This is a genomic window from Acetobacter estunensis (assembly GCF_011516945.1).
GTDB lineage: Bacteria > Pseudomonadota > Alphaproteobacteria > Acetobacterales > Acetobacteraceae > Acetobacter > Acetobacter estunensis.
The window spans coordinates 1-22,075 of the sequence record NZ_WOTH01000039.1 but is presented as its reverse complement, the minus strand read 5'-3'; the positions used below and the strand labels follow the sequence as shown (position 1 = coordinate 22,075).

At 53.4% G+C, this 22,075-nt stretch carries 18 protein-coding genes, 1 tRNA gene and 1 pseudogene; 3 read left to right on the top strand and 17 right to left on the bottom strand.

All coding sequences use genetic code 11. The features are described from left to right. Window positions 1-326: 326 nt before the first annotated feature. The 5 genes and pseudogenes from GOB87_RS13675 to GOB87_RS13660 all read right to left on the bottom strand — a co-directional run bounded on the left by GOB87_RS13675 (window position 327) and on the right by GOB87_RS13660 (window position 4,149). Entirely contained in the window at window positions 327-1,325 is a 999-nt protein-coding gene (locus GOB87_RS13675; RefSeq protein ID WP_166317922.1) for a DUF4062 domain-containing protein, read from the bottom strand. A 55-nt stretch (window positions 1,326-1,380) separates the two neighbouring features. Beyond that, on the bottom strand, window positions 1,381-2,736 hold the full coding sequence (locus GOB87_RS13670) for a phage integrase SAM-like domain-containing protein (RefSeq protein ID WP_166317919.1): 1,356 nt from the start codon (window positions 2,734-2,736) through the stop codon (window positions 1,381-1,383). Further along, window positions 2,737-2,895 (bottom strand): annotated as a pseudogene (locus GOB87_RS17190) (DUF6538 domain-containing protein); the annotation flags it as partial. A gap of 102 nt (window positions 2,896-2,997) precedes the next feature. After that, window positions 2,998-3,073: transfer RNA gene (locus tag GOB87_RS13665), tRNA-Glu, on the bottom strand. A gap of 80 nt (window positions 3,074-3,153) precedes the next feature. After that, window positions 3,154-4,149, bottom strand: a complete 996-nt coding sequence (locus GOB87_RS13660) for an OmpA family protein (protein ID WP_166317916.1) — start codon at window positions 4,147-4,149, stop codon at window positions 3,154-3,156. A gap of 208 nt (window positions 4,150-4,357) precedes the next feature. On the opposite strand from GOB87_RS13660, the gene GOB87_RS13655 reads away from it, so the two are divergent. Together GOB87_RS13655 and GOB87_RS13650 are read left to right on the top strand one after the other, a co-directional pair. After that, window positions 4,358-5,044: an ATP-dependent Clp protease proteolytic subunit gene (locus tag GOB87_RS13655; protein WP_194303362.1), complete on the top strand. Its 687-nt coding sequence runs from the start codon at window positions 4,358-4,360 to the stop codon at window positions 5,042-5,044. 103 nt (window positions 5,045-5,147) lie between these two features. Then, complete coding sequence (locus tag GOB87_RS13650; protein WP_166317913.1) at window positions 5,148-6,167, top strand: ferritin-like domain-containing protein; 1,020 nt, start codon at window positions 5,148-5,150, stop codon at window positions 6,165-6,167. A 75-nt stretch (window positions 6,168-6,242) separates the two neighbouring features. Here GOB87_RS13650 and GOB87_RS13645 read toward each other — a convergent pair whose 3' ends face one another. The 12 genes from GOB87_RS13645 to GOB87_RS13590 all read right to left on the bottom strand — a co-directional run bounded on the left by GOB87_RS13645 (window position 6,243) and on the right by GOB87_RS13590 (window position 20,776). Then, window positions 6,243-7,406 (bottom strand): serine hydrolase domain-containing protein, encoded by a 1,164-nt coding sequence (locus GOB87_RS13645; RefSeq protein ID WP_166317910.1) that lies wholly within the window; start codon window positions 7,404-7,406, stop codon window positions 6,243-6,245. A 17-nt stretch (window positions 7,407-7,423) separates the two neighbouring features. After that, complete coding sequence (locus tag GOB87_RS13640) at window positions 7,424-8,230, bottom strand: NAD kinase (RefSeq protein ID WP_166317907.1); 807 nt, start codon at window positions 8,228-8,230, stop codon at window positions 7,424-7,426. Between the two features lie 94 nt (window positions 8,231-8,324). Continuing rightward, on the bottom strand, window positions 8,325-9,188 hold the full coding sequence (locus tag GOB87_RS13635; RefSeq protein ID WP_166317925.1) for an AAA family ATPase: 864 nt from the start codon (window positions 9,186-9,188) through the stop codon (window positions 8,325-8,327). Window positions 9,189-9,250: 62 nt separating this feature from the next. Further along, entirely contained in the window at window positions 9,251-10,378 is a 1,128-nt protein-coding gene (locus tag GOB87_RS13630; RefSeq protein WP_166317904.1) for a flagellar biosynthesis protein FlhF, read from the bottom strand. 43 nt (window positions 10,379-10,421) lie between these two features. After that, on the bottom strand, window positions 10,422-12,578 hold the full coding sequence (gene flhA / locus GOB87_RS13625; RefSeq protein WP_166317901.1) for a flagellar biosynthesis protein FlhA: 2,157 nt from the start codon (window positions 12,576-12,578) through the stop codon (window positions 10,422-10,424). Next, on the bottom strand, window positions 12,575-13,912 hold the full coding sequence (locus tag GOB87_RS13620) for a sigma-54 dependent transcriptional regulator (protein WP_166317898.1): 1,338 nt from the start codon (window positions 13,910-13,912) through the stop codon (window positions 12,575-12,577). Before GOB87_RS13620 ends, flhA begins: the two co-directional genes overlap by 4 nt. Before the next feature lie 12 nt (window positions 13,913-13,924). Continuing rightward, window positions 13,925-14,248 carry a flagellar motor switch protein FliN gene (gene fliN, locus GOB87_RS13615; RefSeq protein ID WP_166317895.1) on the bottom strand — a complete coding sequence of 108 codons (324 nt, stop codon included), beginning with the start codon at window positions 14,246-14,248 and terminating at the stop codon, window positions 13,925-13,927. Further along, entirely contained in the window at window positions 14,245-14,952 is a 708-nt protein-coding gene (locus tag GOB87_RS13610) for a FliH/SctL family protein (RefSeq protein ID WP_166317892.1), read from the bottom strand. The genes fliN and GOB87_RS13610 overlap by 4 nt, the downstream gene beginning before the upstream one ends. Next, window positions 14,949-15,956, bottom strand: a complete 1,008-nt coding sequence (fliG, locus tag GOB87_RS13605; protein WP_166317889.1) for a flagellar motor switch protein FliG — start codon at window positions 15,954-15,956, stop codon at window positions 14,949-14,951. Before fliG ends, GOB87_RS13610 begins: the two co-directional genes overlap by 4 nt. A gap of 3 nt (window positions 15,957-15,959) precedes the next feature. Next, window positions 15,960-17,624, bottom strand: coding sequence for a flagellar basal-body MS-ring/collar protein FliF (gene fliF, locus GOB87_RS13600; RefSeq protein WP_166317886.1), 1,665 nt, complete (start codon window positions 17,622-17,624; stop codon window positions 15,960-15,962). 289 nt (window positions 17,625-17,913) lie between these two features. Continuing rightward, window positions 17,914-18,717 (bottom strand): flagellar hook assembly protein FlgD, encoded by an 804-nt coding sequence (locus tag GOB87_RS13595; RefSeq protein WP_166317883.1) that lies wholly within the window; start codon window positions 18,715-18,717, stop codon window positions 17,914-17,916. A gap of 13 nt (window positions 18,718-18,730) precedes the next feature. Next, the gene (locus GOB87_RS13590; protein WP_166317880.1) at window positions 18,731-20,776 is read right to left on the bottom strand and encodes a flagellar hook-length control protein FliK; all 2,046 of its coding nucleotides are present in this window, start codon (window positions 20,774-20,776) and stop codon (window positions 18,731-18,733) included. Between the two features lie 533 nt (window positions 20,777-21,309). Here GOB87_RS13590 and GOB87_RS13585 point away from each other — a divergent pair. Beyond that, a complete protein-coding gene (locus tag GOB87_RS13585; protein WP_166317877.1) occupies window positions 21,310-21,999 on the top strand; it encodes a flagellar hook-basal body complex protein in 690 nt (229 codons plus the stop codon). Window positions 22,000-22,075: the final 76 nt, after the last annotated feature.

Genomic DNA, 22,075 nt, shown 5'->3' with positions numbered 1-22,075 from the left:
AATCAGAGGTTCCCAGATCGCCCATGTCTCGTCCGTAAAGGTGCCTGTTCTGTCTCCTTCTTCCATCCCTACAATATGGGAAGAAATTCAAGATCTAACAGGCCCTAAGCCCATAATAATTTTCTCCATATCTATGACGGAGAAAAAATCGAAATATTTTTACATTTTATTCTTGACTAATTCTTTCATATAATTCATAATCAAAATTAACGATAAGTAAAATACTCCGATGGCTTGTCTCCATCCTGTTTTCGGGTCAGATGTTAAAGCATCTGGCCTTTTTTATTATTAAACCAGATACAGAGGAATAATTGCAAGAATATTTATTAAAATGGTATTTCTTCATCTAAATCGATGGATTTAGGAATGAGGGTTAATCGCAACATAGATTCTTGCCATTCGCTTGGAAGCATGGGTTTTAAGGATTTATTTGAATCAAATAAATCTGATGAAACATCCAGCGTATATTCAGAATCTTTTCCCATCATGATTTTATATCGTAAGCCAATATCGTTTAAATCATCCCATTCGATATCAATAGATTTTCCACTGCGCGCACTTTTTAGCCAATCTTCCATTTCCAATTGATTGGTAAAAAAAATTCTGTATCTGACTCTGAGCATTTTTCTCATCGCAGAGAATATTGGATGATTTTGAATTATAATTTCATCCATTATTTTCTCTTTTTCTTCAGAATCATTTCCTGGTGGAGATTTTCTATAAACTTCTGTCAAACCCTCTAACGTAGACGTAACTTGTTCCATTTTGCGCATCATATCGACAAGTATTCCTTGAGCATCTCCATCTAAATACCGCTCAAAAAGTCCCGCCCATTGCTCACGCAAATAAGCAGTCAAAATATGCATATTATCAAAGGAAGATATCTGATTATTGTTTGGTAGAGCATATAACTCTTCAATAAACTTATAAACTTTTACATCATCAACATGAGAATATTTTATATTTTCTATATTTTTATTGTTTTTATATGTTGAGTATTCCGAAAGAACGCCGGATTCTATAAATATATATACTTGTTTTCCTTGTTTCAAGGCTTCCTTGATCTCCATATTTGATATAGAATATTTATCTGAATCTCTAGACTGAGACCCAAAGCGGCCACCTATGATTGAAATTAATATATGTACTTTCGATATTTCTTTATAGCAATACTCTTCAAGAGGCATATCTTTTCCATAAGGAATCTGTCCCCGTTCATTCAATACTGGCTCATATCCCATATCGCGTATGAAATGTTCTAATTCAGCACGAGCCAGACGTAAGTCATAAAATGTCGAGCTAATAAATACTCTTGGTTTTGCCAACGTTTTTCTCCAAAATATTAAATTAACTTGTATTCAAAGCTTTGCATTTTTATCTCTACAAAAAACTACCGTGGGTATCAACCAGCTCTCCCAGAAACACGGGAAACTTCACCCTGTCGATAAACTGCTGAGCCTCGGCTCTGGACAGGTTTGCACCATAGCCAGCACCAACAGAGCCAGTCTCATGACCAAAAATCTTGTTGATGATTTCCATGTTCAAATCAGAGACGCGAAGCATCTGACGAAAGCTGTGGCGGAAAGAATACGCGACTAGGTTCTTATCCGTCAGTCCGATATCCTGAAGATAGCGGTTGATACGTTTTGACCAGCCTTCCGCTGTGATGGCTCCCTGAAGTGGTTCCATCAGCATCCGTCCTGCGCGTTTCTGTCTGTCCACATAATTGAGAAAGCCAAGGCTCTTTAGCTGGGGCAGGACAGGGACAAGCCGTGGGCTGTTCTGCGTTTTCGTTCCAGCCTGTCGCAAGTCGAAACAGGGGATTCCCTCAAGGTCATACAGTTCGGCAGGAGCTTCGGTCAGTTCTCCGATTCTGGCTCCCGACATGGCGAGCACGGAAATGAACCAGAAATCCGTGATTCGTGTCAGGCATGAGCCGGGAACGCTTCGCCTCGCGTCACTCTTATATCCAGTGAACAGCGGGCTGTTGAAAATCTGCGTCAGTTCCGTCTCTGTGAAAGCCCGTCTTCTGTCCTCCTGACGAGTTTTCTTCTCTTCCTGAGTGCGGGCGCGGGCCTGAACATCGGCAAATCCCCAGTCTTCAATCAGACCCGACTGGACGCACCATTTGAGAAAAAAATTTACCTCTCCGAGATGGCGGATAATCGTATTCCGTCCAAGGGTTCCACCACGCTTGGAAGGCTTGTCCTTCAGCCAGTCCGCATATGATTTCATGTCCTGCTTCGTGATGGTGTTGAGAGGTTTGTCACCAATCAGGTCCGCGAACTGCCTGAAGGTGATTCCATAACTCTCCATGGTTTTTTCGCTCTGGCCGGGATTATCCTCATGGAACCGCGTAACAAGGGTCGGCCAAGGCTCTTCACACTCTGAAGTTCCGGCGGCTTTTCCAGGTGGGGGAGGAACGTCACGGGGCAGGGTATTGCCCAGCAGGGACATGGCGCGTTCCATGCCCTCCACGACACCCTGATGCCTGGCGGTTTTCCACATATCGGTCAGGGCATAGGTCTGGTCCCGCTCTTCCTTCAGGTCATCACGTTCGGAGATGGTTCGCGTAATGACCATATCCATCCATGTGGAAAACGCGGCTTTCGCGTCTTCAGGAAGAGCTTCAATCTCTGCCTTATGCTCGCGGACAAAGCTGACCATCTCACCCTTCGGACTCTCTCCGTCGAAATAGGCTTTCAACTGCTCCGCGAGTTTCTTCCTGAAATCCATCCAGAGTCCATTGAATGACGACGCAAGCCCGATGGCTCTCGCCTGAGCCAGAGACCTGTCCCCCGTCTTCAGAGAGCGAACGACATACTGCCCGGCAATATGCCTCAGGTCTGCGGGAACGCGAAGCCTGAGATACCAGGTGTGGTGTCTTCGGAGCATGTAGGGAGTGGGCAAATCTGGCGTCCCGTATGTAACACAGAGATGTGACACACAGTGGGAACCCAGGATTTTATGGCAATAATATCAGTCACTTAGAGCGACTGGCGTCCCGTACGGGATTCGAACCCGTGTTGCCGCCGTGAAAGGGCGGTGTCCTAGGCCTCTAGACGAACGGGACAGAGGCGAGGCGGTGATTACCCCGAGGGGATAGGAGCGTCAAGAGCCAGAAATAAAAAACTTTTCTTCAACAGGTTTTTCTCAACCCTTGGTGCTCACGCGTGCTCCCGGTCCAAAAGCTGAACTGCTGATGTGCAGCATTGAAGCGGGCACACCGCGTTGTGTCAGCGCAGCAGAGAGTGTGCGGGCGCGCAGCAGGCCGAGTTGCACGGCCTGTGCCTGATCAGCCGGGTCCATCGAGGCCGTTTCACCACTGCAGTGCAGATAGAACGGAGCATTGCCGCGAGAGTGCACGAGTTTGTCGAGGGCGGAATCCTGCCCGGGCGCGAGTTGATCGGATTGAGGCAGGAACGTGATAAGCGTGCCTTCGGGGGTGGAAAGGTCGTAGTCCGGCTTTACTGGATCTTTCAGATTGGCATCCGCTGGAACAGCAAAACCCGGAATGGAAGGTGCCGCTGGTGGTCCATTCGGGACTTCCGGTAGGGGCCCTTCGACTTCCGTTGCGACTTTGGGTGCATTGCCACGAAATTCCGGCAGTGCGATTTCGGGTTCGTCAGGTGTCTTCGAGGACTTGGTGCTTGCCTTTCCGCTTACAGAAGGCAGTTGGGAAGGAGCAGCCGATGAGGAACTTGCAGGAGGCGATGCTGGTGCGGGGGGTGACGAATCCGCCGCATCCAGAACAGCTCCCATCGCTCCATCAGGCAAAGCCGATGCGGACTGACCGTTTTCTCCAGGTTTACCCGCCGTTGTAGAGGCGGCGGCCTTTGCCTGCTCTGGCGGAGGAGGAATGTCGGGCGTGAGTGTGCCATTCCGGACGGCCATCCGCTGCGCAAAATTACGCGATTGCAGCAGATTGTTGGTGATGTCCTGTCGCAACTCCGGCGAGGGCAGTTCGGGTGCTGTCGTGGGTGTCAGACCTACACGTGGATAAGGCCCGTTCACTCCGGGTGGTGGCGGTCGCTGCGTGGCGATGAGGCCGCCTTCCTGCCGGTGGTACCAGTCCACGCTTGAATCGATGATGTCATGGTGATTCTGGCAGCCGGTCAGGAGCAGTACAGGTAAGGTGAGCGCACCCAAACGTAGCCTTGCCCCCCAAAGAATGAGGACGGATCGGATATCAGTATGTGAGGCGGAGACGGTCATTCCTTGGTTCTTACCGGGGCGTAGGTTTTCTGGCGAGAGTTCCTATATATCCTTCATCATGAAACCCCCTCTTGGCATCGGAAGCCCGGCAGCGCAGGATGGGGTGTGAAATTGTACAACCTAAAGTAAGGAGGCTCGCCTCATGGGCGCCACCCGCATCATGGACGATGTCACCGCCGGGCAGATCCGATTCGATGACGAGCCGGATACTCCTGATATTCCGGCCCCCGAAGGCCCGGAACAGGAAGAGCCGGATGAGAATAAAACCCTCTCTTCGCCAATCGGCGAGCTTGAGAAGCGCCTGTTCGATCAGCGCAAGGTGCTGATTTTCGGCGGTATCAATGACAAGATCGCGCGTGATGTGACGGGACGTCTGCTGGCGCTGGCGGGTACGTCCGACAAGCCGATCGATGTTTATGTCAACTCACCCGGTGGTCATGTGGAGAGTGGAGACACGATCCACGACATGATCCGCTTCGTGGATTCCATTGCTCCGATCAACATGATCGGCACGGGATGGGTTGCCTCCGCCGGTGCGCTTATTTTTGCGGCCGGACATAAGGATCGCCGTTTCTGTCTGCCCAATACGCGGTTTCTGCTCCATCAACCGATGGGCGGCGTGCGTGGGCCGGCAACGGATATCGACATCGAGGCACGTGAAATCGTCAAGATGCGGGAACGTCTCAACCGTCTTTTCGCCCGTGAGACAGGACAGTCCTACGAAAAGATTTGCAAGGACACGGACCGCAACTACTGGATGTCGGCTGAGGAAGGGATTTCTTACGGCCTTGTGACACGGATCATTTCGCGCCCCTCCGACATCCACTAACGCGGAGGTTGTCCATGCCTGTGACAGGTATGGAGCCGATCCATCCTCTGGATGCGGGCTGCTTTTACGTAGGCCCGCGTCTCCAACATGGGTTACGTGGAATATGACCGCGCTTGCCGATATCTACACAAAGCTTCCCGACAGCATTGACGATCTTCCGCCGCCGCCAAGCGAAGAAGCCGTTAAGGAAGCCGATTACCGTTCCCGCCACTGGAGTTCGTCCATTCCGGGGCCACTGCGTCCGGGGTCTTCCGAGCACAAGCAGGCCGTGGCGGCGATGTTCCGGGAGACGTTCAATCCTTATCGTCCATCCGTCATCAACTGGCCCAAACTGCCGCCCGATGTTCTCAAACGTGTGACGTCTCTGCCGATCTGGGGCATTGCCGTACAGACGGAAGGGAAGGCGCGTCTGCGCATGGCGGCCTATGCCCGGCTGGTGCAGGATCCCGACATGAAGGACGCCATCTCACGCAATGCGTGGGAGGAGAACCGTCATAAGGAGGTTCTGAGCAAGCTCGTCGAGGCGTACGGGATTCCGATGGCACCGGAACCTCCTTACGTTGAGCCCAAGGATGTCGAGTGGGCCTATCTGGTCACCGGTTTCTCGGAATGTGTGGACAGCTTCTTTGCGTTTGGCATGTTCAAGGTTGCACAGACGTCGAACTTCTTTCCTGCCGAGTTGATCGAGACATTCGAGCCCGTGATGCAGGAAGAATGTCGGCACATCCTGCTCTTCGCCAACTGGCTGGCCTGGTATCGTGCGGTGATGCCAGCGTGGAAACGTCCGTGGTTTGAACTGAAGGTGCTCGCTGTCTGGGCATTCCTCGTTTACGAACGTTTGGGACTTGCCGTGTCGGTGGATGCGGATGGTCAGGAACATACGCAGGACAATAATTTCACAGTCAATGGCACCAAGGAGATGACCAATCAGGACATCACTTTGGCTGATTTCATGCAGATATGTGAGATGGAAAACGCCAAGCGCTTTGCTGGGTATGATGCCCGCCTTGTTCGTCCAAAACTTGCCCCCAATATCGCGCGCTTCATTCTGTGGGCGCTGCGTCTTGTAGGACGCAAGCCGCGTCTGGCGTCCGAGATTGAGGCCATTCCCTCAGTCGCCTGATTCGATGTGATGGTTCCCGGCAGGACTTTGCGTCTGCCGGGATGTTTTTTGTTGATGGGTAACGAGCTGCAGGAATCAGGTCGATAAAAGAGCCTGTGCCGCCGCAGTCGCGATGTCCCGGCGTAACTGGACGATGGCTTTGCCATGAATATCCAATGGATGCACCCGGTTGGTGAGGATCAGCACGAAGCTGTCGCTTGTCGGGTCCATCCAGAGGGATGTGCCAGTATAGCCTGTGTGCCCAAAGGAGCCGACAGGGAAGACATCGCCTCGGGGTGTCGAATAATGTGTGGAAATGTCCCATCCCATCCCGCGAACATCGTGTGAGTCCATCGGTGATTGGGGGGAGGTCATGAGGCGTACTGTATCCGGTCTGAGCGGGTAGAGACTTGGTCTATTGGCCCGGCGCGCCAGTAGATTGGCAGCATAACCAGCCATGTCGTCAGCTGTTGAAAACAATCCGGCATGTCCGGCAACGCCACCCATTCTACGGGCTGTCGGATCGTGTACGACGCCACGCAACGGCACATGGTGTTCGTCATACTGAGTAGGGGCGATCAGGGGGCGCAGGGTAGGTGAGGGCATGAAGCCGGATTGCGACATGCCGAGTGGGTTCAGGATATGCTCTTGCGCATAACTGTCCAGCGATTGTTTGCTGAATGCTTCCACCAAAAGCCCAAGCACAATGTAATTGATGTCGCTGTATATGAAGCGCGTCCCCGGAGCTTGCGTAGGCGTGCTTGCCATGGCGCGTTGGATGGCGCTTTCCTTGTCATTCCAAGGCGTGGAAAGATCCAGATCCGGCGGAAGACCGGAAAAATGTGTGAGCAATTGCCGAATGGTGATGGCTTCCTTGCCGCGACAGCCAAAGGCAGGAAGATAGTGCGCCACCGGGTCGTCCAGTTGGAACAGTCCTTTTTCCCAGAACTGCATGAGAGCGGGCGCCGTGATGGTGGCCTTTGTCAATGAGGCCATGTCGAAATGCGTGTCCCATGTCATGGGTTCCACATCGGGTTCTATCGCGCGGTGGCCTGCCACAAAGCGATGAACGATTTTTCCCTCATGTCCGATTGCGACCACGGCACCGGGCACGTCCTTCCGGGCGATAGCCTCGTCAACCAAACGGTCCACGGCCATGAACGAAGAGATGCGTATGGAGGATGTTGCGCAGGCTGCCAGCCCTGAGAAGCTACAGAGAAGCGTCCCTTGAAGGCGGTTTAGAAGGGTCCGGCGATACATGAATGCGTATCCTGCGATCAGGCTGAGAACTGTTCGGTGATGATGCGTTCTGACAAAGTTTGTCCTTGGTCGAACAGCACCATGACAGAGCGCTCGCGATTTTCCTGCACAGTCACTTCCACTACATCGCGAATTTCGGTGGAATCCGCCACGGCAGCAACAGGACGCTTTTCTTTCTCAAGGATCGTGAAGGTCACGATGGCCGTGGAAGGAAGAAGTGCGCCACGCCAGCGGCGCGGACGAAAGGCGCTGATGGGCGTGAGGGGAAGCAGATTGCCCGATAGTGGCACGATGGGACCGTGAGCTGAAAGGTTGTAGGCCGTGGAGCCGGCGGGAGTGGCAATAAGAATGCCATCGCAGATCAGTTCCGGCATGCGTTCACGTCTGTCGATATCGATGCGAATCTTGGCTGCCTGACGGGTCTGTCGAAAAAGGAAAACGTCGTTGAGCGCATCTTCCTCATGAATCGAACCATCTTCGCAGGTCGCCCGCATGTGGAGCGGATGGAGGATGGCGCTTTGACTTTGTTTCAGGCGTTCTTGAAGACCGTCCTCGTCGAAAGGATTCATGAGAAATCCGACAGACCCGCAATTGAGGCCATAAACCGGCACGTCATGATCCATCATGCTTCTGAGCGTCTCAAGCATGAAGCCATCTCCGCCTAGGCAGACTACCACTTCGGCGTCGGCTGGAGCGCAATCGCCGTAACGACTGACCAGACGTTCCAGCCCTGTTCGGGCCGTGGGCGTGGGAGCCGCTACAAATGCCAGTTTGCTCGGCGGTCCGGAATCGATCCATGGGGAGTCGGAGATGTCGCTGCTCATCCTATCGCCTGTATCGTTGACGCCGTTGTTACGCCAGAGTTCATGAATGGCCAGAGAGCGATAATCCTGTACAGTTTGTGCTGGTGAAGACGTATCAGTTCACGAGTGCGGGGAAGGTATCGGCGACAAGTTGACGAGCGACACGAAGGACATCGGTTGCCGTATTGGAGGTGGGCAAAGTTCCGAGAAAGGAGCTTTGACGGCGAATCATTTCCGACACACGTCGATCTTTTCGTACGACGCCAGCCAGATGGGGCGAAAAGCTCAGAAAGCGTTTGCAGGACTGGTTCAATATATCGAAAGTCGCTTGCCCCGAACGACTTCCCGAGGCCTGATTGATAACGACCCAGGCATTCGGGGTCGTGTATCCATCCTGTCGCCTGTCGCGAACCGCCAGTTTGAGCACAGCGTAGGCATCGGTGAGAGCGGTCGGTTCCTCCGTCGTCACAACCAGAAGTGTGTCGGCGGCTGCGGCAATCATTCGTGAACTCCAGTCTATGCCTGCGCACAAATCCAGAAGAATCACATCATAATCGCCAAGATCACGAATTTGCTCCAGCAGGGAGCGTAGGGAGTCGGGTTGCAGAAGCCTCAGAGTGGAAGACCCTGAATGGCCGGGCAATACATCTATGCGGTTTGTTGAATGGGCACCATCATTGTGAAGTTTGACAGGAACGATGGCCTCTTCGATCGGGATTTCGCGTCGCAGCACATGTGTAAGATCGTATTTGTGGTGAAGTCCGAGTTGGACATCCACATTTCCCAGTCCGAAATCGCAATCGACAATCAGGATGCGCTGTTGTGTGTCGTTGGAAGCGAGCGCGTGAGCAAGGGTGATGGAAAACCACGTTTTGCCCACGCCGCCTTTTCCTGAGGCAATCGCTACAACATGTGGAGTCGAGGCCTGTTTGGGAACGGAAGCTGTAGTCAGTGGTATCGGAACTTGATGCCGCTGCATAAGAGCGCGTGTATAGGGCCGGGGAACCGAGGGAAAAGTCGCCTTGTTCATGGAATCTTCTTTCATGTCACAGGCATTGCTTTTGATTCGGCCACGTTCGCTCGGGCAATCGTTGTGGCAAAGGATGGAAAGGTGTCTGTTCGGGGAGGATGCGCAACAGAGGTGAGTTTCTGAACCGGAGAAGGCGGTCGTGATGAGGAAGACGAAGCGAGAGAAGTCTCTATTGAGACAGGAGTGCCGTTACTCGAGGTGGATTCTGCACTGTTTTCGGGGAAGGTTAAGCGGCAAGACAGACGCTGTGCCAGTCGTTGCGGAGTAAGGCGCACCAGACCACCGGCGACTGCATCGCTGATACCGGCTTCTGTTAAAACAAGTCCGCAGGCTGCGGCCGTGAGAATGTTTCCGATACGTCGGGCCTGATCCAGTCGGGTGGCAATCATCATATGTGTGTTTGCCTTGCAGAATACTTCTGCAATATCCGCCGTTTCCTCCGTGTCGTGCGCTGCGGGCAATGTGAGACATAACTGGGCACGGGTTGCGGCCACAAGTTCCAGAAGAACAGCATGAGTTTCCGGATCGTAAGGATCGACCGCAGCCGTGTCGATCAGGACCGGTTGACCGTTTTGCCGCTGGCTGAGCGCCCGTTTGAGGGTGCGGGTATCGTGAGCCGCTATGAGGGGAATGCCGAGACGGCGCGTATGAACAGCCAGTTGTTCGATGCCGCCTCCTTTTTCACGATCAGTGGTAATGACAAGTGGCGTTATGCCTGAGAGCACAAGGCGGCTGGCAAGCCGGGCGACGGAGAGGGTTTTGCCAGATCCCGCAGGTCCTACCAGCGCGAGAGGAGATTTGCCGGGAGCGAATGAAAAGGAACCGAAGCTTACCAGTCGGGAAAGGGCAACACTGCATGGATCTGCCAGCAGTTCATCAATGAGGACATCTGGAATGCGGTGCCACACCAATGTTTCTCGGTCGAACATGCCTTCGGTAACGGGGCGTTCGACAATCGATGAAGAGCTTTTTGGGGGTGGAACTGTTTGCTGGGCGCTGGAAGGGTCCGCTGCCGCAATCAATTCCACGCCCGTTGGCGTAACACGTTCTGAAAGAATGAGAGCTGCTTCCCCCAGTGCGGCGCGGACCTGACGGACAGCATCTTGAATGGAAGGACCAGTGAAAGTTCTCAGTTTCATGACTTTTTCCGAAAATACGTCGTGTGATTATCCTTCCTGAAACTTACTGAATGGTTGCAACGGTACGAATTCGGGCGCGCGGAGCGATTTCGCTCTGGGCCAAAACAGGGGTGGCTGGACGAAGCCGTTCCATAATGGCGTGCATGGCACCCCGGATGCTGCCGTTCACAACAAGGACAGGAGACTCGCCCTGTGAGGAGACCTGATCCAGAACGGCCCGCAGGCGCGTAATGAAATCGTTGAGTTTGCTGGGAGCCATGGCCAACTGGCGATCTTCCGGCGGCCCGACCATACTGTCCATGAATACGGCTTCCCAGTTTGGTCCGAGCGCCACAATGGGAATGTAGCCTTCGGGGCCGGTCAGTGAGGCACTGATCTGACGGCAAAGGCGCGTGCGTACATGGGCGACAATCTGTGGGACCGCGCGCAGACCCTGACCGCAGCCTTCCTGTATGCCTTCGAGAATTGTTGGCAGGTCACGTATCGATACCCGTTCGGCAAGGAGGGCCTGCAGAACGCGCTGCACCGCTCCGAGCGATATTTGGGATGGAATGAGATCGGACGCCAGTTTTTGCTGGTCACGAGGCATTTCATCGAGGAGTTTCTGTGTTTCAGCATAAGTCAGTAATTCAGAAAGATTTTCGCGGACCAGTTCGCTTAGATGAGTGACCATTACACTGGCCGGATCGACCACTGTATAGTTTGCAAACGTGGCTTTTTCCCGCAGGCTGGTATCCACCCACATGGCTTGAAGCCCGAAGGCTGGCTCTTTGGTAACTTCGCCTTCCAGAATGGGAAGACCGCCTTGGGGATTCATGACCAGCAGACGATTGGGTCGCACTTCTCCTGAGCCGACTTCGATTTCCTTGATACGCACTGAATACTGATCCGGTTTGAGCTGCAGATTGTCCTGTATTCGTACGGGGGGAAGGATAAAGCCCATTTCACTTGCGATTGTGCGACGCAGGATGCGGATTTGTTCGGTAAGTTGCGGAGACTCTCCGCTGGCAAGCCCCAGAAGACTGAAGCCAAGTTCCAGACGGATCATGTCGATGCGCAATGAATCCGTTATCGGCGGTCCGGCATTGGTTGGCGCTGCAACGGTGGTCGTCGCCTCTTCCTCTTCATCATTGGAAAGGGGACGTTCGTGTCGTGCCCATGCTGCGGCTCCCGCCAGTCCCGCCAGTCCAAGAAAAGGAAGTGCGGGTAGTCCCGGCATAAGAGCCATAACAGCCGCGATCCCGGCTGCTAGTGAAAGAGGTTTCGGACTTCCCCCCAATTGACGGATCAATGTGGCATCTGCGGCTCCTTCCGTTCCGCCTTTTGTCACGACAATGCCAGCAGCCGTGGAGACAAGGAGCGCCGGAATCTGAGAAACAAGACCGTCACCGATGGTGAGTGTCGTAAAGGCTGAGGCTGCATCGGCCAGAGGCATGCCATGTCGGACAACACCGATCGTCAGGCCGCCGATAATGTTGATGGCTGTGATAATGATACTCGCGATGGCATCTCCACGCACGAATTTCGCAGCGCCGTCCATGGAGCCATAGAAGCCGCTTTCCTCTTCCAGTTCCCGCCGTCTGCGTCGGGCAATCTTGTCCGAAATGGCGCCGGAAGCCAGTTCGGCATCAATGGCCATTTGTTTTCCCGGCATGGCGTCCAGAGAGAAGCGGGCAGCAACTTCTGCAATACGTCCCGAACCCTTTGTGATGACCATGAAGTTCACGACGAGTAGAATGGAAAAAAGAATGCCGCCGATGACGACATCTCCTCCCATCAGAAAACCACCGAACGCTGCGACCACATGTCCTGCTGCGTAAATACCTTCATTGCCGTGGCCAAGAATGAGCCGCGTCGTGGCGACTTCGAGAGAGAGGCGCAGAAGGGTCGTGAGAAGGAGCAGTGTGGGAAAAGAGGTGAAATCAAGAGGTCGCTGAAGGAACAGCGCCACCATCAGGATCAGAACGGACGCCGTGATGGAAAGAGCTAATCCTACATCCAACACCATGGTCGGAAGAGGGAGAACCAGAATGGACAGCAGGACGGCAACGCCCATAGCCAGCCCTACATCGGAGCCCGGTAGAAACTGACGCCAACCGCCATGTCGCAGAGAGCGGATATCGAAAGATTTCAGAGACGCGATGCGCCGCACGAAAGAGTTGCGCGTGGCGTTCACCGGCGACTTTGCTGTTTCACTCATTGCGGCGTGGCCAGTCCATGCGCGGGCGGCGGTACGGTTACGCCCCGATCGGTATAATCTCTCAGCTTGTTGCGCAGGGTGCGTATGGAAATACCAAGAAGAGAGGCGGCATGGGTCCGATTGCCCTCAGTGTGGCTAAGGGTGTCAAGAATCAGGGCCCGTTCAACCTCTTCCATCTTATGTCCTACCCATGGAGAGCGTTCGGCTGTTTCTGTGGGGGCAGAAGAATCTGGAATGGTTGCAAGTGGAAGATCGAATGCTTCGATACCGATCTCCGACCCTGTAGCCATTACGACGGCGCGATGAACCGCATTTTCCAGTTCGCGAACATTTCCGCGCCATCTGCAATGTTCAAGATTTTGCATGGCCTCATTGGAGATGGAACGTTGAGGAAGGCCGTTGATGAGGCTGTAGTGACGGGCAAAATGGGTGGCGAGGAATGGGATGTCTTGCGGTCTGTTGCGTAGCGGCGGCAGAAGTAGAGACACGACGTTTAACCGGAAATAAAGATCTTCTCGGAAACGACCAGCTGCTACTTCCATCGGCAAATCGCGATTGGAGGTGGCAATGAGTCGGACATTTACCGGAACAGGGGTATTGCCGCCGAGACGATCGATTTCTCGCTCCTGAATGGCTCTGAGAAGTTTGGCCTGCAGCCGGATATCCATCTCGCTGATTTCATCGAGCAGGAGCGTGCCCCCATTCGCGGCTTCGAAACGTCCGATCCGTCGGGCTGTCGCACCGCTGAAAGCGCCACGCTCGTGACCGAACAGTTCGGATTCTACAAGTGTTTCCGGTAAGGCAGCACAATTTAGCGCCACGAAAGGACCATTGGCACGTTGAGATGTTTCATGAATATGCCGAGCCATTACTTCCTTACCTGTTCCTGATTCCCCAGTGATCAGGACGGAGGCATCGGATGAGGCAATACGCTCGGCTTTTGCGACAATATTCCTCATCGCCGGATCAACAGCACAAAGAGGTGACGTGTCGTCGCTGGCGTTTTGGATGAAAGCGGCAATGATATCAGGGTCTGGCGGTAGTGGGATGTAGTCCTCCGCACCGCTCTCAATAGCTTTAGCTGCCAGAACAGGGTCTTCCGGACCGCAGGCAAGAACGGAAATCGCAATGCGTTCGCGTCGCAAGGACGCTACCAACGATGCGATATTCGTTTCGGGGCTGCAAATTATGAGCTTGTGGTCCCCCTGCTCACATACGCGTACGATGGCCTGCGCGTCTGTTTCGACGTGATCGACGCGCGCGCCACGTTCCAGCACGATAGAGGCAGCTTTTCCCAACTCACCGGACAGGGTGCCGACAATCAGAACCCGCATTGTATATGTGCCTTAAACTGCTTTTTCTGATTTGATGATTTCTGTCATCGTCACGCCAAGGCGGCTTTCATCGACCATCACGACTTCACCACGTGCGATCAGACGATTATTGACATAAATATCAATTGGCTCCCCGACCTTCCGATCAAGTTCGACAACAGCACCACGTCCTAGTTTCAGCAGTTGACTGACCTGCATGGTGCTACGTCCCAGAACCGCACTCACCGTGACCGGTATATCGTAAACAGCTTCAATCCCATGGAGAGGAGCCTCGTTTGATGGTTCGGCGGCGTCTTCGAACTGGTTGAGATCGTCAACGGTTGCTTGAGTGCTCATGACGCGGATCCTGTTGAGAGGCTGGTGGTGGTATTTGTGGAGAGTGCCATAAGAATGGTTTCAGAAAGATCGCCAAGATTGCGTTTAAGTTCTCCATCTGGCCATTTCATTTCGAAATCGCTCTTCTGTACTGCGGTATCTGGTTCGATAATAAGCCAGGATCTGTCGACGGAACTCTGCGAGGAAAGTTCTTTTTCCAGAATTTCGACGTTGTGCGGATGTAGACGGAGCACGACACGGAAATCACCTGTAAATAAAGGAAGTATTTCCTGAAGAAGTGTGGCAGAGCAAAACGTATCATCGTGTTCTGGCCATTGTGGAAATGCCGATACTGCTGTCGAAATTAGAGTTGAAGCGAGGGTTTCGGCATAATTTTTCAGTCGCTCTCCCATTTGTGTGCGGATATCGCTGAGAGCTTCATTTATTATCCGCTGTAGATCGGCTTTTTCTTGCTCTGCTTGCTCTTTCTTTTCCTGTTCAACCTGCGTTCGCGTACGCTCGGTAGCGTCTGCCACGGCTTTACTGACAGCCTTTTTTACAGCTTCGGAAACCTCTTCCTCAGTGAAAGTTGGGGGGGGAGGGGTAAGATCGATTTCTGCCGTTGTTTCTTCCAACGGGGGCGGTTCATCGGGTAGTGCATCGAAATCCTCTGCGAAGAGAATTCCCGCCATATTCATTCCGGGGACAATAGCCATTTCCGTCACGGAAGAAGCTCGTTGCTATCTGTTCCGGGATTGATATCGATTTCGCCCTGATTGGCTAATTCCTTGATAGTTGATACGATTTCTGCCTGCGCTGCGTCCACGTCTTTGATTCTTACGGGGCCCAATGATGTGATCTCGTCCTGAAGGATTTTTCCCGCACGCGCTGTCATGGATGAAAGGAACAGATTGCGCAGTTCTTCGGATGCCCCTTTGAGAGCCAGCGGCAGTTTTTCCCGATTGATGTCACGCATCACACGCATAATGACTTCAGGGGAAAGACGTTGGATGTCCTCGAACGTGAACATGAGAGCTTTCACTCGCTCGGCATCTTCAAAATTGCGCTTCTCAAGCGCATTCATGAACTGCCCTTCGATACGACGGTCGAAATTGTTAAAAATTTCGGCCAGAAGTTCGTGACTGTCGCGTTGCGACGTACGGGCCAGGCTTGCAATGAATTCAGAACGAAGAGTCGTTTCCAGACTGTCGATGACATCACGCTGCACATTTTCCATATGAAGCATGCGCATCATCACATCCACGGCGAAATCTTCGGGAAGCAATGCCAGAACTCGGGCTGCCTGAGCAGGCTGTAAACGGCTGAGAATGACGGCCACAGTCTGGGGATATTCGTTGCGTAGGTAATTGGCGAGGACGGTCTCGGGAACATTACCCAGCTTGTCCCACATCGTACGTCCGGCGGGGCCACGGATCTCTTCCATGATGAGATTGGCCCGATCCGGAGGAAGTGCCTTACGCAGAAGCCGTTCCGTACTCTCGTAAGAGCCAATCAGCGTGTCGCTTGATGCAAATGATTTTGAAAATTCATTACAGACACTCTCGACCGTTTCGGCCGGAATCATGCCGATTGTCGCCATGGCTGCCGACACTTCACGGATTTCTGCCTCCTGCATCATGGAGAAAAGCTGGGTGCCGCTTTCTTCTCCCAGCGCGAGGAGCAGGATGGCAGCTTTCTGCGCACCCGAGATATCTGTCTTGGTGAGCATATTTTATCCCTCGTGCTGAGGCGTGAGCCAACTACGTATGATGTTGAGACTTTCTTCCGGATTGCTTGTGGCCTGATCACGAACATGCCGGATAGCTGATGCTTTCAAGCGTCCTTCAATGCCAGAAAGATTCATGAAATCACTTGTGTTTTCGGATGGACCTTCAAGAGCCAACTGGCCTGAAGGAGCCGAGCCAAGGACCGAAGATGTTGTTTCGGATAGCGACGTAATAGGACGTTCGGACTCAGAATTGATAAGACCTCCATTTGTTTCTTCTGTTGTATCTTCGGCAACCCCATCTTTTTTCAGAAGAGGACGAACAAAGAAGATGAGGGCGAGGAAAATGAGAAGGCCCGGTGCCAGACTGCGAATAGTCTGGAGGATGTCTGCGCGATCTACCGGGAGGCCCATCCAGCCATGTTGCTGCATGGGATTATCCATGGGTTCAGAAGCAAAACGCATTGAGACCACGTTGACGGTATCACCACGTTTTTCATCGTACCCGATAGCTGTTTTGGCAAGCGTGGTGATCCGGTCGAGTTCAGCTTGATCGAGAGGAGCCCATACAGGTTTTCCATCGGGGCCATCATGGGTGGTGCCGTCAACCATTACAGCGAGACTGATTTTCCCTACCCGTGGCTGCTCCTGAACGACCGTGCGGACTTTTTTACCGATTTCATAATTGTTCGTTTCTTCCCGTCGGTCATCCTGACTTCCTGAACGAGGCTGTCCGGCATTGGCATTGGGAAGATTGTTGGCGACGGACGTACTGCCCTGCCCCTCGGTATTGACGCTTTTATCATTTGTCGATTGCTGAGACCGAAGTACCTGCTGGTCGGGATCGTAGCTTTCCTGTGTTTCGTGAACCTGATCGAGGTTCATGGAGACGGATGCTTCTGCCCGCACGTGATCTGCGCCGAGGGTGGGGATGAGCATGGTTTCCACGGCTTGGGCGAGCCGCGTTTCCATCGCCTGACGTTGCTCTTCGATGGTTTGAGTGATGCCGAGAGGGCCGGATTTTTCTCCCGGTCGTGCAAGCACATTTCCTCGGCTATCGATGATGGAGACGTTATCAGCCGGCAGACCGGGCACGGCTGCAGAGACAAGGTTGAGAACGGCCTGAATGTTCTCTTTGTCGGGTCGGCCACCATTGAGAGTCAGCAGGACGCTTGCCTGTGCGGCCTGACGTTCCGTGGAGAACATTTCCCGGTGCGGAAGAACCAGATGCACCCGGGCGTTGCGAACACCGTGGATCAACCGGATCGAGCGTTCCAGTTCTCCTTCGAGCGCCCGCGTCTCCTCAATGTGCTGCTCAAACTGCGTGGTCGTCAGCGTACTTGCATGATCGAAGATTTCGTATCCTATAGAACCTCCTGAAGGCAGGCCATCACGTGCAAGAAGAAGTCGTGCGGAAGCAACCTGATCCTGCGGCACGAAAATGCTGTCTCCCTGTGGAGAGACCTTGTGCGTGATATGGGCTTTTTCGAAATCTTCTGCCATTTGTGCGGCTTCACGCAAATCGAGATCGCGATACAGCAGAGTAGTAGGACGTGGACCGCCATGAAATGCGACCGTGGCTAGGATGCCCAGAATGCCGAGACCTACGGCGCCAAGGGCGATAAGTCGCGGGAGCCCCAGAGATTTGAGGCCGGAAAGTGTAGCTTTCAAGGATTACCGCCCAAGCAATAAGATGGGTGCGAAAAAGAGTGGGGAGTGGTCATGAAGGCAACAGGTTCCTTGTCTCGCTACCGTGTCAGTCAGCTTTGTTGACAGTGGAGGCGGCGGATTACTTCCCGGTTAATCGCTCGGCACTTTTTGCCGAGCAGGAAGGAAAGATCACGGATCCGGGAGCTTTCGTGAGGGACGAGGTCACTGAAAAAAAGGAGTTTCAAATATATTCGTATAAACTGGAACGTCCGGGCTTCTGTGAAAGATGGCCCGGACTGCGAAAAGTGCGTTAGCTGCTTGTGGAGCTTGATGAGGTTGTACTGGAGCTGGACGAAGAACTTGAAGATGAGGCATCTGAGAATGATGTCACATTGGACATATCGATCTTTGACGCGCCCATTTCGACATACAGCGTCGTGCCATCGCGCGTGACACCGGTGACGGAACCGGTGACCTGGAAGGGAACCGCAGACGTATTGCCGGAAGAATCGGCCGTTTCCACGGCAATATTATAGGAGCCATCCGCGAGCTGATTGCCGTTGGTGTCCGTTCCGTTCCATGTCCACGTATTTGTGCCAACCGTAGAGGTATATTCGGCTGTCTGCACCACATTGCCGCTACTGTCGGTGACGGCAATGGCGATGGGTTCGGCAGATGTTGTGGTGAAGGAAATCTGACTGCTGCCATTTTGCAAGGGCAACTCGGAAGTGGTGGCGGTGGCCGTCTTACCCACAAGAGACATGTTGGAAGACTGCTGACCATCTTCCGTCAGAGAAATGAGGGTTTTGAGATTCGTATTTGTCGCAACCTGCTGCTCCACTCCAGCGAACTGTGCCAGTTCCGTGGTGAAGCTATCGCTGCTCATAGGGCTGCTTGGATCCTGATTTTTCAGCTGTGTCGTCAGCAGCGTCAGAAAGGTGGTGTAATTGCTGGCCAGAGAAGAGAGGGCGTTACTGTCGGTCGTGTCGGTAGCGTCGCTTGTTGTTGAGGACGTGTTGGTGGCGACGTTCGTGGCCGTGGCGGAACGCGCGGCTGTGACAGTGGTGGACAGGAGGCTCGTGGTGGAGGAGTTGGACGTGGTGGCGCTGACCATGAAGAGTTATCCTTCAGGCTGTGATGTTGACGCTGCCTGAGCGGGCAGTCGTGTGGGATACGGGAAGAGAAACCGGCATATCGGCTTCCTGATCGGATGAAGCGCTGGAAAATGTGGAAGTAGGCGTCAGCTGAGGCGCTGTGCCACTCCAGTTTCCATTGCTGTTGCTGTCATTGGACAAGGATCCACCGAAAGCGTTTGCGAAATCTGAAGATGCCTCACTTGTTGAAGCGCTGTTGATAATCTGTTCCACAGAAGCCTGTGGAGTATGGTTTGAGAACTCACCAGTTGATGCGTCGGTCAGAGCGAATGAAATCTGGGAGCCGTCTGTGGAAATGCCAGCGTTTTCCAGCGTTTGAACCAATTCGTGTTGGTGCGTCTGCAATTCGTTGAGAGTTGAAAGAGCATTTGTGCCGATGTGAATGGAAAGCGGAGAGTCGTCGGTACTGCGATCAATCGTCACCTGCACCGAGGCTGGATCATCACCCATTTGCAACGTCAAGCTCAGGGCCGTTGAGGAATCTGACGCAGATGAAGAGAGATTGGCGGCAGGAGACAGGGATGTAACCTCAGCAGCGGTGTCGATCGCTGAGGTTGGAGTGGAAACTTCCAGCAGGGAAGTGAAGGACGAGGGCGAGGTTATCTGGGACGCAGAAGGTGTCGTGGGAGTGGATATTTCATTCTCATGACTGGACGAATGGGAGCTGTCGTTATGTTCGTCGCTCTGATTGCCGGTCGTTTTTGCCGTGTGAGCAGATTCTGTCCGGGTTGTCAGTTCGTCGCTCGAAACAGTCCGTGAAGCTTGTGAAAATTTGGTGGACGTGTCCGGATTGCCAGTAGCGGTTTCCGGAGAAGCGGCGCTTCTCGATAAGGAGGATGCCGAGATTGCCGCCATACCGCTTGATGAGATGTTCATCGCCGTAGATGTGGAAATATTTGCCGAGGTGAGTGGGAAAATATTGCCGCCTGCAAGTGGCTGCGATAAGGAAGAGATTGCGCTCGAAACCGTGATGTTTGAGGAATTGATGGTAGTCGCGGAGGACGCTTCTTCAGCACTCTGCGTATCAGAACTTACGGGCAAAGAAGAGGCGGCGGTCTGATCCTGTAGAGCCTGCAACGTGCTCAGGCTCGTTGGAGTGTTCGGCGTTGACGAAGTGGCTGCGTTGACCGTCATCGTCATGCCAGTAGGAAGAACATCCTTCATGGAGGCTGTTTTCTCAGGAGGCATAGCGGAACCGGCGTTGGGTGCCATTACGTAGCCACCGACGAGCAGAGTGGCATCTGATGTCGCTTTAGATGTGGCATTTGCCTCAATCGCTGCGGTCGTCACGGGAACTACCGGCGCTGCATCAGAATTGGTGAGCCCGCCGGACGAGGCGGACGTGATTGCGGCACCATCGGAAAGGCTGGCAGTCTGTGGCAGAGTGTCTCCCTGCACATTGAGCGCTGTTACAAAACCGCCAGAGAGAGGCAGAAAGCCAGACATTTCTTCAGGAGTGGTATTTGCGCTAATTGAGGCGTCCGTTACGGAAGACGTCAGCGTTGCACCTGAATTGATAAGGCTGCCGAAGGTAGTGGTCGCGCCTCCAGAAACGGAGGCGGATTGCGCAAGGCCGGTATCCAGAGAAGAAGTCGTGACGGTCGTGCTGCCCCCTTGTACGGTGAAGGGGGATGGTGGTTCACCGCTGGAAATGGATGTCGCAGTCAGACTGGCTCCCGCGAACGGTACGAATTGAGCGAGAAGAGTCAGATCCTGTGGCAGTCCCGCGTCGCCCGAACCTGAGACGACAGAAGAAAATGTGTCGTCATTGTTTGTTGAACTGGAAGCGGTCTGCGAATGAGATGAGGTGGTCTGCCCATGCGGAAGGACAGGCTGAGGAAAGGAGGAAGCTGAAACCAAAGGAACGACACTTGCTCCGGACAGCACAGCGGTTGCAGCGCTTCCTGAATCGAGGAACTCATCAGGTTGTACTGTTGATGTGGTGGAGAGAACGCCTCCTCCACTGATAACGGATGTGGTTGGCGAGGGAACGGTACTGCTGCTGACATTGAAGCTCATATCTGTGGCACTTGATGCCAAAGATGTTTTGTGTGCGACGAGATCATGGAAGCGTCCGTGCCCAGACGAGGGAGTGTCTGATGTGGACTGCGGCCCTGTAGCCCCGGAACTCGGTTGTCCGGGCGCTTTGGTCGATGGTGACGTAGAGGATGAAAGGCTGGTCGTCACTAGGCTCGATGTCGACAGGGGCACCATGATGGATTCCAGACAGTTTGAGGCACAGCATTACAATGCAAGTTTCGGGCCACATGGGGTCTGGTCGCGTTTTTCCTGCTTTTTGAAGAGAGGAATAAGGCGCGCGACGCTTATCTTGCCGGATCGAAAGTGCCGGGTGGGCAGAATGTGCCGAGGCGATGAGGGTGTTTACAGTCTAAAAAAGACTTTGCGCGAGACGATGTGGTGAATGCAGGTCTTGGTCGGCAGGATTTTTGTGGATTTTCGATGGCAAGGGGAGATCTGGCACGGAATATGCATGGTTCCTGTCTGTCGGAGTTGTTGGCCTCGCTTTCGCGGCCACCCTGCAGGAGTGATCCATGTCGATTTTCAATTCACTGTACACAGCCGATTCAGGCATGAATGCACAGTCCACGGCCTTTACCAATCTCAGTAACAATATCGCCAACAGCCAGACGACGGGGTACAAGGCGACCGATACGACCTTTCAGGATTTCGTGGCGAATTCATTATCTTCCTACACGGGGCAGGCGGTTTCCGATGGGGTGGGGGCAGTTTCCCGTTCTCAGGTTCAGAAACAGGGTACGATTTCCACCAGTACCAATTCGTTGGCGGTCGCCATTTCCGGAAATGGTTTCTTCGATGTCTCGAAGGTATCCGGGCAGGCGACGTCAGGCAAAACGTCTTTCGGGACAGAGCAGTACTTCACGCGGAATGGTGATTTCGAGACCGACAAGAGTGGATATCTCGTCAATACGTCGGGCTATTATCTGAATGGGTACATGGCTGACCCGACGACGGGTGTGCTTAGTAATGATCTTACGCAGATCAATGTGTCCAATATCGCGTTCCGGCCAACGGAGACCACTACGCTGACGATGTCAGGTGGTTTGCCGGATGCGGGTTATACGACGACGCAGACGATTTATGATTCCACTGGACAGCAGCACACGCTTCAGTTGGATTGGACCAAGGATTCCAATTACTCGACGGATAACCCCGTATGGGATGTAAAAGAGGTGGTCCCCATTTTTCGGACAGGGCGATAAGCTATCATCTGGCCTGAACGAGGACGGGTTTTATGGGCAAGGTTACGCGGAAACGGTATGCGGCAGAGTTCAAGTC

What these genes read in the sequence shown, in the direction of transcription:
- GOB87_RS13670 (WP_166317919.1), bottom strand. Translation starts at nt 2,736, where the DNA reads ATGGATTTCAGGAAGAAACTCGCGGAGCAGTTGAAAGCCTATTTCGAC.
- GOB87_RS13655 (WP_194303362.1), top strand. Translation starts at nt 4,358, where the DNA reads ATGGGCGCCACCCGCATCATGGACGATGTCACCGCCGGGCAGATCCGA.
- GOB87_RS13650 (WP_166317913.1), top strand. Translation starts at nt 5,148, where the DNA reads ATGACCGCGCTTGCCGATATCTACACAAAGCTTCCCGACAGCATTGAC.
- GOB87_RS13645 (WP_166317910.1), bottom strand. Translation starts at nt 7,406, where the DNA reads ATGTATCGCCGGACCCTTCTAAACCGCCTTCAAGGGACGCTTCTCTGT.
- GOB87_RS13640 (WP_166317907.1), bottom strand. Translation starts at nt 8,230, where the DNA reads ATGAGCAGCGACATCTCCGACTCCCCATGGATCGATTCCGGACCGCCG.
- GOB87_RS13635 (WP_166317925.1), bottom strand. Translation starts at nt 9,188, where the DNA reads ATGCAGCGGCATCAAGTTCCGATACCACTGACTACAGCTTCCGTTCCC.
- GOB87_RS13630 (WP_166317904.1), bottom strand. Translation starts at nt 10,378, where the DNA reads ATGAAACTGAGAACTTTCACTGGTCCTTCCATTCAAGATGCTGTCCGT.
- flhA (WP_166317901.1), bottom strand. Translation starts at nt 12,578, where the DNA reads ATGAGTGAAACAGCAAAGTCGCCGGTGAACGCCACGCGCAACTCTTTC.
- GOB87_RS13620 (WP_166317898.1), bottom strand. Translation starts at nt 13,912, where the DNA reads ATGCGGGTTCTGATTGTCGGCACCCTGTCCGGTGAGTTGGGAAAAGCT.
- fliN (WP_166317895.1), bottom strand. Translation starts at nt 14,248, where the DNA reads ATGAGCACTCAAGCAACCGTTGACGATCTCAACCAGTTCGAAGACGCC.
- fliG (WP_166317889.1), bottom strand. Translation starts at nt 15,956, where the DNA reads ATGCTCACCAAGACAGATATCTCGGGTGCGCAGAAAGCTGCCATCCTG.
- GOB87_RS13595 (WP_166317883.1), bottom strand. Translation starts at nt 18,717, where the DNA reads ATGGTCAGCGCCACCACGTCCAACTCCTCCACCACGAGCCTCCTGTCC.
- GOB87_RS13590 (WP_166317880.1), bottom strand. Translation starts at nt 20,776, where the DNA reads ATGAGCTTCAATGTCAGCAGCAGTACCGTTCCCTCGCCAACCACATCC.
- GOB87_RS13585 (WP_166317877.1), top strand. Translation starts at nt 21,310, where the DNA reads ATGTCGATTTTCAATTCACTGTACACAGCCGATTCAGGCATGAATGCA.